This window comes from Acinetobacter wuhouensis, from assembly GCF_001696605.3.
Taxonomy (GTDB): domain Bacteria; phylum Pseudomonadota; class Gammaproteobacteria; order Pseudomonadales; family Moraxellaceae; genus Acinetobacter; species Acinetobacter wuhouensis.
On sequence record NZ_CP031716.1, the window covers coordinates 3631344 to 3644157 of the forward strand.

The 12814-nt window shown below is 36.7% G+C and carries 9 protein-coding genes; 3 read left to right on the forward strand and 6 right to left on the reverse strand.

Annotation, left to right across the window (positions count from 1 at the left end):
* Nucleotides 1–11 precede the first annotated feature (11 nt).
* The 5 genes from BEN71_RS18050 to BEN71_RS18070 form a co-directional block, all read right to left on the reverse strand.
* Complete coding sequence (locus BEN71_RS18050) at nt 12–497, reverse strand: hypothetical protein (protein WP_068975679.1); 486 nt, start codon at nt 495–497, stop codon at nt 12–14.
* Nucleotides 494–913 (reverse strand): hypothetical protein, encoded by a 420-nt coding sequence (locus tag BEN71_RS18055; protein ID WP_227542633.1) that lies wholly within the window; start codon nt 911–913, stop codon nt 494–496. The genes BEN71_RS18050 and BEN71_RS18055 overlap by 4 nt, the downstream gene beginning before the upstream one ends.
* Nucleotides 914–917: 4 nt before the next feature.
* Nucleotides 918–3050 carry a LysM peptidoglycan-binding domain-containing protein gene (locus tag BEN71_RS18060; protein ID WP_117276792.1) on the reverse strand — a complete coding sequence of 711 codons (2133 nt, stop codon included), beginning with the start codon at nt 3048–3050 and terminating at the stop codon, nt 918–920.
* A gap of 20 nt (nt 3051–3070) precedes the next feature.
* Entirely contained in the window at nt 3071–6349 is a 3279-nt protein-coding gene (locus BEN71_RS18065) for a type VI secretion system Vgr family protein (protein ID WP_068975634.1), read from the reverse strand.
* A 158-nt stretch (nt 6350–6507) separates the two neighbouring features.
* The gene (locus BEN71_RS18070) at nt 6508–8205 is read right to left on the reverse strand and encodes an NAD-dependent malic enzyme (RefSeq protein ID WP_068975677.1); all 1698 of its coding nucleotides are present in this window, start codon (nt 8203–8205) and stop codon (nt 6508–6510) included.
* A 314-nt stretch (nt 8206–8519) separates the two neighbouring features.
* Here BEN71_RS18070 and BEN71_RS18075 point away from each other — a divergent pair, with 314 nt between their 5' ends.
* Nucleotides 8520–9113 carry a hypothetical protein gene (locus tag BEN71_RS18075; RefSeq protein WP_068975633.1) on the forward strand — a complete coding sequence of 198 codons (594 nt, stop codon included), beginning with the start codon at nt 8520–8522 and terminating at the stop codon, nt 9111–9113.
* A 35-nt stretch (nt 9114–9148) separates the two neighbouring features.
* Here BEN71_RS18075 and BEN71_RS18080 read toward each other — a convergent pair whose 3' ends face one another.
* Entirely contained in the window at nt 9149–9421 is a 273-nt protein-coding gene (locus BEN71_RS18080; RefSeq protein WP_068975632.1) for a DUF2798 domain-containing protein, read from the reverse strand.
* A gap of 282 nt (nt 9422–9703) precedes the next feature.
* Here BEN71_RS18080 and argS point away from each other — a divergent pair, with 282 nt between their 5' ends.
* The gene (gene argS, locus BEN71_RS18085; protein WP_068975631.1) at nt 9704–11494 is read left to right on the forward strand and encodes an arginine--tRNA ligase; all 1791 of its coding nucleotides are present in this window, start codon (nt 9704–9706) and stop codon (nt 11492–11494) included.
* A gap of 242 nt (nt 11495–11736) precedes the next feature.
* Nucleotides 11737–12330: an SPOR domain-containing protein gene (locus tag BEN71_RS18090; protein ID WP_068975630.1), complete on the forward strand. Its 594-nt coding sequence runs from the start codon at nt 11737–11739 to the stop codon at nt 12328–12330.
* Nucleotides 12331–12814: the final 484 nt, after the last annotated feature.

The window sequence follows — 12814 nt, forward strand, 5'->3', positions numbered from 1 at the left end:
AGCCTTTTACTTTATAGCTTACATTTATTAATAATTTGAAATTTTGGTGTACTATCAAAACTTATCAATGTAAAACCACGATCTATAAAGTTATCAGATTCTTCAGTTGCATCATGATAATCCCATTCAGAAATACCATTATTTTTTAAAGCTACGTCAAAATTAAAATTAATACCACCATCTTCATCATAAAAGACAATTTTATAATGATTATTATCAATTTTTTTAATCTTGCTGACTTTATAAAATGGATGATCTGGCGAATCAAAAGTAAATTGGATAGATTTCTTTTTTTTATCAAAATTAACAGTATTAATATTTAATCCTTTCTTTGTCATATTTGCATAAACTAAACAGTCATAGTTCCATTTAGACTGTTTATCTTTATAAATGTAATAATTAGATTTAGCTTTAAATTGATCAAAAAAAGTATCAACAATATTACCAAATGATAAAGTTGGGAAAAGTAACAATAAAATTAAATAATTTTTTTTCACTGACATTTCCCTTCTGTTTTAAATTTACCTATATCATTCTTATCCACCGCATAAAAAGATAAATCATCCATCCTTCTACGACCTTCGTAAGCATCCCATTGATAAACATTACCATTATTCAGTTTTTTTATTTTATAAATATAATTTACATTAAATTCATTACGGACAAATAAAGAATTATTTGTTTTTTTTAAAATTAAATAATCAGTTTTCTCTGGCAAGCCTAAATATAAATGATTCTTTGTCAAAACTATATTTTCAATCTCGTTCGTTGTTTCAGCTTGACATAATCTAACAAATTTATCTTTTTTCTTTTCAACCATCACATAATCACCAGGAGGAACTAATGCAAATGCTGAGGTTACAAAAAAAGATAATATTAAACCTAATAAACTAACCAAAATCTTATCTTTCATGTCATTAATTTCTTCTAACTTGTGTCATTGTATAAGTACTGCCATTGTAAGCAGTTTTACCACGTAAAAAACCATTAGTTATGTAAAGTTTATTAGTTTCACTTGCCCCTTTATCTTTATGTCTAGTTCCTACATCATAAAAACGATAATAATTTTTTCCATTCTCACAACCTCTACCAATAACTACTATAAAATGATCAGTTGTGTTTTCATTGTAACCATAGTTTAGCTTATGATCCACGCCCACCATAACAGGATGACCTGCATCAAGCTCTTTATCTAAATAATTCAATCCATTTTGAAAATCATTTGTTGGATTAATAGCATTATGAACCGAATTTTCTAATGCAACCTGGAATAACTTTGTAGAGGAACCAGCAGTTGAACTTAAACCACTCTTTTTTAAAATCAGTACGCAAGTTCTTGCACAAGCAACATTCGGTCTTGGTTGTGTAAATTGAGAAATCCAATCAACAGATCCACTTAAATCAACATGATTCTTATGACAATCAGGGCATAAGCCTTTTGCTGTTTCTGTTTTCTTTATAGAACATGCAAAGTTTGTTTCTAAATTTTTAGCATCTAACCCTTGTGTAAGATGCTTATTAATTTCCTCAGTTACTTCCCATACATAAGTTTTACCATCATCAAACCCTCTTATTGGAATTTTATTCCCATTTTTATCTGTTTTAAAACTACCATCTTTCTTAGTTCTGTATGCAAAAACATTTTGATATTCTCCTTTCTCTTTCATGAAAGAAGGGTTTGCATGATAAGGACTTGTTTTCCCTCCACCCTCATATACAATATCATCAGGCTTGTTTTTACCTGCCAGCAATGGTCTTGGATAATTTATATACAAATACATATCTGTTAATGATTTCATCAACTTATGACGATTTGCTTTCATAAAATGTTTTTTTACAAGGTCTAATTGCTGAACAGCAGACATATTTGTAAGCGTTTTTACTGAAATTTTTAGGTCTGTACGAACATCTGGACCAAATTGAATTAAACCATAATAGCCCAAACCATTAGGTTGAGCTGGACTAAATGATCCTCCAGTTTCCAAGTGCATACATGCCATCAAATTATTCGCCATATTTTTAATATCATTTGGCCACATGTCCTTACAAATTTGAATAACCTTTTTTCTAAATTCACAATTTACAAACTTTCCACTTTTTCCCCATGCTATTCCATAATCCTTACATACACACCCACTTAAGCTTGCTACAGCTACAGGCTTTTTATCTTCATTATGCTCCTGTTGCACCTCTATCTTTTGAGGTGGAGGTGGTACAGGTTTTTGCTGAGGTGACACAGGGGGTGTCAGTTCTTTTTTAGATTCTATTGCCTTTGGTTGAGGTTGAGGTTGAGGTTGAGGTTGAGGTTGAGGTTGAGGTTGAGGTTGAGGTTGAGGTTGAGGTTGAGGTTGAGGTTGAGGTTGAGGTTGAGGTTGAGGTTGAGGTTGAGGTTGAGGTTGAGGTTGAGTATTTGCAGTTTTCTGCTCGATAGTTTTACTTTTTGTATCTGTTGAAGCTGAGGACTTCGAACCTGAAGACTTATTTTTACGATCTAGAGCAACTGTACCCGTTTTCTTCACTGGTGGAACTTTCACAGTTGAGTTTTCGTCTAATTTTATTATTGCATCAGCATTTCCCTCTACAATGTCTATTTCTTGTTTTTGATAAATTTTATTTGGAGACTTAATATTTGGGTTTAAAGCCAATAGAGCAGAAACCGTTGTATGATGTTCTTCTGCAATTTTAGAAAGTGTATCACCACTCTTAACTTTATATGTCCCTCTCCAATATTTACCTTGCTCTTGATGTGGCAATAAAGTCACATCAAACTTCATTTTTGGACTAATAAGCTTTACTTTTATATTTTTACTTGGTGTATGTATTTCACCAATTTTCTTCATAGTTTTATCAATATCTTTACGAACAAAAACAGTTAGCGTATTCCCTCCAACATATTTAAGAGAAATTTCCCCTTGTCCATTCGTATTACCCTTTTTTACTAACTCTTTACCATTTTTAATTTCATAATATAAATTTGGAATTGGCTTATGTGTTAAATCATGTAAAGTAAAAGTAATATTGTATAATTTGTCTTTTAATGCTGTATTCATTTTCTTTTGCCTTCTTTTTATTAAATGTTTTGATTTTCAGATTCAACCTCTGAATCATCTTCTTCAATTTCTACCACCCAGTCAGTATTAGTATCTACAAATACTTCTGCTGGCTCAGAAGAGTCAGAACCAATTCGTGCAGTTCGACCATTTTCATCTAATGAACCTCTTGAAATTCTTCCATCTTTAAACTTAGCTACATAAGATAAATTTGGTAAATCAAAATCCCAGAACAAATCATAAACATCCAACTTATTACTATACATCACATTATTTGGTAGCTGAGGAACCTCATAAGATACTTTCGCCCCACTCATAAACACCTGCTGCCCACTCTTCACTTCAAACTTGCCACCCGTTTTAATGAAGACACCGCTACCATTCACAATCAGCTGAGTACCACCCGCTTTTAGATCAATCTCTTTGGTACTGGTCAGCTCAATTTTATCTTCTGTCGAAATCAGCTTAATCACTTTTTTGGCAATAATCTCGACCAAATCATCCTGAGCCTGAACTTTTAACGGACCTTTTGCTGCATAAGCACTCAAGCCCTTTTGTGCAGCAAACAAACTCAGCTTATCTTGCGCATGCGCCACAATATTCTTCTGCGCACTCAAATTAATCGAAGCACCAGAACTCTCAGCAATGTCTTGCGAAGCTTGTAAAATAATGTCTTCAGGTGTGGTTAAAGCAATACCGTTTGGAGAAGCCAATAGCATCAATGCTTGACGGAAAATTTTACCTTGTTCTTGTTTTTTATCATCACTACTGGTTTCAAGACCTTGGGTATAACCTTCCATAAAACCTTGTAAAGAGCTTAAAGCTTGCATTGGATTGACATCCAACTTACTACCCTTACCAAACGATCCGCACACACTGGTTAAATCAAAATCTTTAATTTCAACATTACCCAAGACTTTACCAACATCCTTTAAAGCTTCGAGTGGATTAGAATCAAACTTGTCTTTTATGTCTTTAAAGCTAGATAATTTCCCTTTTAAAATATCCGAGCCGTGCTCTTCAATATTTTCAATAAAGTCTTTTAAATTTTCGACTGATTCTTTTGCATCATCAAAAAAGTCTTTAAATTCACTGACAATATTTTGGGTATCTTTGCCAAAGCTTTTAATATCATCAATGAAGTCACCACTACTTTTCAGTGCAGAAATAGGGTCAGAGCTAATCGCATTTTTAAACAAACCTACGGTTGCTTGTAATGCTTCATTTGCACCTTTTAGTTCTAAAGAGTTAATCAGTTTAGGTAGGCGATTGATCACATTTAAAGAGTCTGTTTGTTGTTTAACAGCAATTACACTCAAAGCTTTCATGCTTTCAGCACCTTGATTGAGCAAGGACTGTGCCTGTGCCGCTTCAAGATGATCCGCGATTGCATTTTCCTGTGCATAGGTGGTAATCAGCATCCCTTTACCTGCACGCATTGCACCATAAGCATCGGTTCGGAGTTCAAAACCTTCGCCACGACCATCGCTGACTTCTTTATCTTTAGGATGACTTAAATTACCTAGATTTAACTGTGTCGCTGCATGGCTACTTTGCAACTGAGCACTGATTTGCCCTGTCGTGTCATCGAAACGGAGTTGGTTAAAACCAGAACCACCTACTTCAGAAGAACGAATACCACTGAGTTTTTTGGTATCAGGAAGCTGTCCTTTGATATCGAACATAGTTTGATGACGTTCAGCTTCATGTAAGCGTCCCATCACAAATGGACGATCTACATTGCCATCAAAAAAGTCGATAACGACTATTTCACCGATACGCGGATGGAAACGTGTTCCATAGCCCTCACCTGCCCAAGAGGTCAACACATCGACCCAAGCCGAGTCCGTATCATTATCATTCGAACCTGCACCACCATCATGGGCATTATCATCGGTACGGGTAAAGAGGAAGCGAACCTTGATTCGTCCCCATTGATCCACATAGATGGTTTCGCCTTGAGGTCCAACGACTTTGGCACGTTGTGGGAAAGCCGATGGGCGATGGTCTAAAGGATTATATTCAGGAACAATCGAAATCCCGCGACGAACTAAAGACAACTCATTGGCTTGACGTTGATCTTTAATTAAGTGATTCCAATAACTTAAATTTAAAATCCTAGAGAGCTGATCTTGCAATTCTTTCGGTAAATTATTTTGATTATAAAAATTTTTGCCTAAAATCAAAAATTCGCGATCTGAACCTTCGTGTTGATCAATTTCAGGATGTTCTTTGAGTTCAAACCAATAACCGACTTGTGCATCGCGGACTGAACTGGTCGCAGTGAAATATTTAGACTGCAATTCCTGATATTGCGTAAGTTGATTATTGAGCTTTTCAATTTGTGCAGAACTTGAAGTCGTAGTCTGATCTTCACCCTTTAAGTCACTTGTCCAAGCAGGACTAATGGTCCAAGCTTGTTCCAAACTTAAGGTTTCATTATCTTGTTGATCACTATGCGTATGATGGCTTAATACACTCTCACCTTGATCTTGCAACAAACTGTCTGCTTGCCAGCGTTGCACTTGAATTGCGGTAGATTGAATGGAACGTTGTGCGATCAAATTGGTAATGGTATCAAAACGTTCAGTTGCATGACTGCGATGAAAACGAATACTGCGTCTTGGCATCGCTTCATATTGAGAATTATCATCAATTAAGCGTAATTTCTGCGCTTGAATTTGAGCGGCTGAAACTGGAACAACTCTAGCCGCTTCATCGACCAGCCAATTTATCCCCTCACTACGCCAGAGGCGTGTTAAAAAGTCATAATCCGTTTCATTAGCTTGCATGACAAATGGGCGGACATCATACTCTTTTTTAAGACCACTACTGTCTAGACTCAAACTTGAAGCAAACAACGCACTTTTCGCTTGCCATTCCTTAAACAATATCTCGGTAATTTCAACCACGCTTTTATTCATAAACACACGGCTGTTGCGACGTTTATGCCAAAGTGTAGAAGCATCCTCAAGTGTCAGCTTATACACCGTCAATGCACCATCGCTCTGCCCTTGACTCGCCCCTGTGATAATTCCTGTCGTACGATATAACTCACCAAAATCAGTCACTTGATCGACTGCAACTTGGCAACCAATGAATTGCTTTAACGGAATATGCGCATTGGTCGATAAACACAATAACTCAGCTTTTAAGCCTTGATTGATAATGTGCTGACCTTGAATGCATTGTAAAAATACACTGCTATTTAAATTCTGATTGGAAAACTGCACATGAATGGCACGTTTCTGCATACTTAAGCCGAAGCTTTCAAGTAAGCTATTAATATTTTTTAACATTTTAATGATGAATAGTTATTTTTTATGAAGTTATTTTAAACAATGAAGAATCAAAGGAAAGCTTAAAATTGTTAAATTTTTTATTTTTAGAAAAATCAAACATAAAAAATGAGATCTATTTAAGATCTCATTTTCTTCATTTCAAATTAAATGCATGATTAAAAAGGAACTCGCTTATAATCACGATATTCTGGTTTCCAGAAGTTCTTTTCAATGCTTTCATGCAACTGTTCATCTGTAATCAATGGCGCAACACCATCTTCAATTGCAGCTTTAGCAACTTTGAAAGCAATGATTTTAGACACTTTTTGCAGTTCATTTAAATCAGGCAATAAATCTGCTTGGATGTCTTTTAACTTCGGTGAACAATCTGCCAACGCAGAACTTGATGCCATGAGCATATTATCCGTGATGCGAGTTGCATTCGACGCCACAACACCCAAACCAATTCCTGGGAAAATATACGAGTTATTGCACTGTGAAATATTAAAGGTTTGACCATGATAATTCACTGGAGTAAATGGGCTTCCCGTCGCAATCAAAGCCTTACCTTCAGTCCATTGAATAATATCTGCAGGGACAGCTTCTACACGAGAAGTTGGATTCGACAAAGGCAACACAATTGGATATTCACAATTCTGCGCCATAGTTTTGATGATTTCTTCAGTGAATAAACCTGGTTGACCTGATACACCGATCAATACTGTTGGTTTGGCATTTTTCACAACATCGATCAGGGAAATAATTTCTTCGGCATTGCCCCAATGCGCAACATCTTCAGACTTTTGTGCCAATTTACGTTGAAAATCTAACAGATTCGGCTGATTTTCAGTAATTAAACCAAAACGATCAACCATAAAGACTTGCGCACGTGCTTCAGCATCAGTTAAACCTTCTGAAACCATTTGCGCAATGATTTGTTCTGCAATACCACAACCTGCCGAGCCTGCACCTAAAAAGGCAACTTTTTGATCTTTAAGCTGTTTACCCGCTGCACGACTCGCTGCAATCAATGTACCGACACACACCGCTGCTGTACCTTGGATATCATCATTGAAACAACAAATCTGATCACGATATTTTTCAAGTAAAGGCATTGCATTCTTTTGCGCGAAATCTTCAAATTGAATCAACGCTTTAGGCCAGCGACGCTTCACCGCAGCAATCACTTCATCAACAAATTCATAATATTCATCACCACTGATGCGCGGCTCAGACCATCCGAGGTAAATCGGATCGTTAAGTAATTGCTGATTATTGGTTCCGACATCAATGGTAATCGGTAGTGTATAAGCTGGGCTAATCCCACCGCACGCGGTATACAGCGATAATTTACCGATTGGAATACCCATTCCACCAATCCCTTGATCACCTAAACCAAGGATACGTTCGCCATCGGTAATCACTACGACTTTGACGTTTTTGCGGTTTACATTATGAATAATTTCATCGATATATTTACGGTCTGGATAAGATAGGAACACCCCGCGATGACGACGATAGATGTCTGAAAAACGCTGACATGCTTCACCCACAGTTGGTGTATAAATAATCGGCATCATTTCACTCAAATGATTTTCAATCAGGTGATAAAACAATGTTTCATTGGTGTCTTGGATATTTCGTAAATAAATATGTTTATTGATCGCTTCACTAAAAGAACAGTACTGTTGATATGAGCGTTGACTCTGTTCTTCGATGTTTTCGATCACATGAGGGATTAAACCGTGTAAGTTAAATTGGGTACGCTCTTCTTCTGTGAAGGCTGAACCTTTATTGAGTAATGGTAGTTCTAGCAAGGCATTGCCAGCATAATGAATATATAAAGGATATTTTTTCGAGGTTTCCGTTGGCATTTCCATTCTCATCGAAGCAATCGCTGTGCTTCTCTCTTTTACTAAACTAAGACTTTGGTCGGGTACTAGCTTAAGCCTATTTTAGGATGAATTGGTATTTAGATACGTGATAATGATATTCCAAGTATTTTACAAAATGATAAATTCTGCTCAGTTTAATTTTATTGTTGCTTTTAATTTCAGTTTGTAGCTCACCTCTCATTTAAAATCTATTGAATCTTATATAGATTTGTTAGCAATATTTACCAATGATTGCTTTTTTTTAACTTTAGATTTATTTTGTCTGCAAGATAATAATCTCATAACTTATAACAATGAATGTAAAACTACCTATTCTTCTTTTAAGCACTGTCATCGCATGTACTGGTTGCCAAACCGCTAAAAAAGTATCTTCTGGTGTCTCTAAAACCACGGAAAAAGTAAAAAGTCTTGTCGGTTTAGGTGAAGCAAAAATTCCTGAAATTGATAAAAAAGGCGTAGTTGATGTCAGTAAAGCGACATTAGAAAAATTGGAACAAATGAAAATCAATATGCCAACAGGTCAATGGGTCTATATTGAAAATGATCTCCAAGGCATTTATACACTTCAGAATAAATCAACAGATGGAAATATTTTATATTTACGCCTGAATTGTAAAATTACAACGCAGAAAACCAGTTTTAGTATTGAAGACAAAGATGGCAAAGAACTTTTAAAAGCGCATGATCCAGAGGCAGGTCAAGTCCAGTTTTTGATCGACAATAAAAACTATGGCAATCCTTTTGACTTGGTCAATGCGAAAAAAATGCCGACTTTTAAAACCGCATTAAGTAAAGCCAAAAGCATTAAAGTATTTAATAATGCAAAACTTTATACTTTTGCCAATGGCAAAGCAGAGTTATTAGAAAAACCTGTGACCTGTAATTAAAAATGGGTGAATAGCCAAAAATAGATGGATAGAAATCAATTTTTCGGCATATCTACAAATACAGCAGTTAAACGTCGAACCAAAGGTAAAACGAATAATACGACGGGATATGCCACAGCCCACGACACCATCCATGCAGAAAACCACTTGATAAAGAAGCCATTAATCAAACCGACATTGATCAGCATATTAATCAGTGACACCATGCCACTCATTAAACAGGACAAGAAGAATGGCATGATCCATGTGGCGAATTTCGCAGGAAGTTTTGGAATATTGCCGATAATCGTGGGAGGTGTATTTGACATCATGCTTTCATGAAAAAAATTTCGTCAATTTTAGCCTTAACAATTCGGGCTGACAAACAAATTTCTTGCCCCATTCCACACGATTTATCTCGTCTATTTTCATCAATTAATCATTCTAGAAGTGATTCACTTCTCTATAAATCACTACACGATCTAGCAAAATGTCGAGTAAGTACATTTTTCTAATCGAATAAGTTTTATTCTATACAAATGCATTCACCTAAAAGGCTCAAAATTTGCTATATTTACCGTTTTTCTGCGACATTTATTTCTCTATAGATTATGAATACGGCCATACAAGCAGCTCTCGATCATGCAGTGCAATCCCTACAAGCTGAAGGGACTCTTCCATCTGACTGGAAAAACACAAGTGTTTTAACGCGAACTAAAGACCGAAGCCACGGCGATTTCGCTTCTAACATTGCCATGATGGGTGCAAAAGTTGCGGGTATGAAGCCACGTGATCTTGCTGAGAAAATTTTAGCAAATCTGCCAGAAGTGGTTGATATTGCTAAAGCTGAAATTGCGGGTCCTGGATTTATCAACTTCTTTTTAAATGCAGATCAACGCTTTACGGTACTTGATCAAATCCAAGCGCAAAAAGATCAGTTTGGTAAAACCCAAGCCAATGCTGCGAAGAAAATTCAAGTTGAATTTGTTTCTGCAAACCCGACTTCAAGCCTGCATGTGGGGCATGGTCGTGGTGCAGCGTATGGTATGACTGTTGCAAACTTACTAGAAGCAACAGGTGCTAAAGTTGACCGTGAATATTATGTCAATGACGCAGGTCGTCAAATGGACATACTTGCGACTTCAACTTACTTACGTTATTTAGAATTGACGGGGCAAACTTTAGTTTTCCCTAAAAATGCCTATCAAGGCGATTATGTTAAAGAAATCGCACAAAGCATTATCGACAAAGATGGCGATGCCTATGTACGCCCTGTTGCTGATGTCTATAAAGACGTGCCTGAAGATGTGCAATATGCTGAAGAATTGGATGCCGATGGTAACAAAGTGGTTCTGTCAGGCGATAAAGAAAAGCATATTGATGGTTTAATTTTTAATTCTCAAACTTTGATTGGCGCAGGTTATCGTGTATTCCTACAAGCTGCTTTAAAAGCCATTCTTGATGATATTAAAGATGACTTGGGCGAGTTTGGTGTAACCTTCAATCAATGGTTCAGTGAAGAATCATTGACTGACAAAATTGATGAAGCATTACAAACGCTTGACCAACGTGGTTTCTTATACGAAAAAGACGGCAATATTTGGTTCAAATCAACTGAATTTGGCGATGAAAAAGACCGTGTTGTAAAACGTCGTAATGGTCAAACCACTTATTTTGCGTCTGATATTGCGTACCATTTGAATAAATTACAACGTGGTTATACTGACCTTGTGGATATTTGGGGCTCAGATCACCACGGCTATATCGCACGTGTTAAAGCTGCGATTGATGCAATGGGCTATGACTCTAAAAAACTCACTGTACTATTAGTTCAATTCGTGAGTTTATGGCGTGGCGGTGAGATGGTGCAAATGTCATCTCGTTCAGGTCAATTCGTGACTTTACGTGATCTTCGTAAAGAAGTGGGTAATGATGCTGCACGTTTCTATTATGTAATGCGTAAGTCTGAACAACACATTGATTTTGACTTAGATTTAGCTGTTTCACAAAGCAAAGATAATGCAGTGTATTACATCCAATATGCACATGCGCGTATTTGCCGTATGTTAGAAAAAGCGACAACGACAGGTCTTCAATTTGATGCAGCAAATGCACGTCAATTTGCAGCGAAATTAGACCTTGATGCTGAAACTGAGATTTTGGCGAAGCTTGCGGCTTATCCTGAAATTGTTGTTCGTGCTGCCAACAACTTTGAGCCACATCAAGTGGGTAACTACTTGAAAGAATTGGCTGCGTTATTCCACGGTTGGTACAACGAAAATAAAGTTTTAGGTGATGATGCTGATTTAACTCAAGCACGTTTATTGCTTTCTGTGAATGTACAGCAAGTTTTACGCAATGGTCTTGAGTTATTGGGTGTGTCTGCGCCTGAGAGCATGTAAGCAAAACATCGTTTTGCATGCTCGCAAGACGAGAGCTAAGCTCGAAGTAAAAAGCATGTAAAGCATCGCTTTACATACTCGCAAGACGAGAGCTTGGCTCAATGTCAGCATGCAATGTGTGCATGACTAAAAGTCTCAATATCAGAAGTGTCTAACAAAGTAATAAATCATTACTTTACATCAAGCTAAAGCAAACTTATGCTTTAGCTTGATGTTAAAAATAAAGAATAAGAGGGTTCCAAGTGTTTGGAAAAACGCAACGCGGTGTATCTGAAAGACCGACAAAGCCGAAACAGCCATTAATTCCTAAATGGTTAGGCTTACTTGTGGTCGTATTAATCGTGTTAAGTTTTGGCGTAGCCTTGCTACTCTGGAAACCTTGGGCACCTGTTCAACCTAGAAATGAAGTTACTTCTGAGCATTATCAAGAAGATACTAACAAAGACTATCGTTTCTATGACCTTCTACCTCAACAACAAGTGACGCCAATCCCTCAACAAGCTGTACCTGAAACTCAAACTCAGCAACAGCCTGTGATTGTTGAAGCACCATCTCAGACAAATGATGTCGATGTAGGTGTCAATGCTGAACCTACTGCGCCCGTACAACCTGAATATATTCTACAAGTTCGTAGTTATGATGACCCTGATGCGGCTGATGCTCGTCGTGCTGAAATCATTTTGAATGGTCTATCTGCCGACGTGGTACAAAGTTCAGAAGGTGGGAAAACGTGGTACCGCGTGATTTCAGGACCGTATGACTCGCAAAATGCAGCCGTGATTGCACAACAAACGCTGCAACATAGCGGTATTGATTCAATCGTAGTGAAACGCTAATACTTTGAATCTATGAATAAAATAAAAGATGCTTTGGCATCTTTTTTTATTTCTCATTTACCTAAACACACAATTTAAAAGAACAATAAACTAAGTAATATCAATGATCTTCTTGAATATTGATCACTTTACAACCAAAGAAACCTTGTTCGACTAAATACTTAACCCTATTTGCTCAAAATTAGAGTAATCTATTCCACGCATTACATTACCCATGTTTTGCCGAGATCTCAAAAGTCACCAATACTTTTGATTTGCTGTCCTGTGATTGGCGTGACGATCAAATCCGAATATTACAGGGCGCTCAGAAATTCACATGGGTATACTGCCCTTTCAATACTTCTATTAAAATAAAATTTTCGAATTCATATTCTGTTCAATAAACCCAAACAATAAAAGTTCACCTAAACTTCACTTAAATCATTCGCCTAAATACGTCAATTTCAGTACACTCAAACGCAGTTGCTCTTATTTAAATCAAAGT

What these genes read in the sequence shown, in the direction of transcription:
- BEN71_RS18075 (WP_068975633.1), top strand. Translation starts at nt 8,520, where the DNA reads ATGAATGTAAAACTACCTATTCTTCTTTTAAGCACTGTCATCGCATGT.
- BEN71_RS18060 (WP_117276792.1), bottom strand. Translation starts at nt 3,050, where the DNA reads ATGAATACAGCATTAAAAGACAAATTATACAATATTACTTTTACTTTA.
- argS (WP_068975631.1), top strand. Translation starts at nt 9,704, where the DNA reads ATGAATACGGCCATACAAGCAGCTCTCGATCATGCAGTGCAATCCCTA.
- BEN71_RS18055 (WP_227542633.1), bottom strand. Translation starts at nt 913, where the DNA reads ATGAAAGATAAGATTTTGGTTAGTTTATTAGGTTTAATATTATCTTTT.
- BEN71_RS18065 (WP_068975634.1), bottom strand. Translation starts at nt 6,349, where the DNA reads ATGTTAAAAAATATTAATAGCTTACTTGAAAGCTTCGGCTTAAGTATG.
- BEN71_RS18070 (WP_068975677.1), bottom strand. Translation starts at nt 8,205, where the DNA reads ATGCCAACGGAAACCTCGAAAAAATATCCTTTATATATTCATTATGCT.
- BEN71_RS18080 (WP_068975632.1), bottom strand. Translation starts at nt 9,421, where the DNA reads ATGTCAAATACACCTCCCACGATTATCGGCAATATTCCAAAACTTCCT.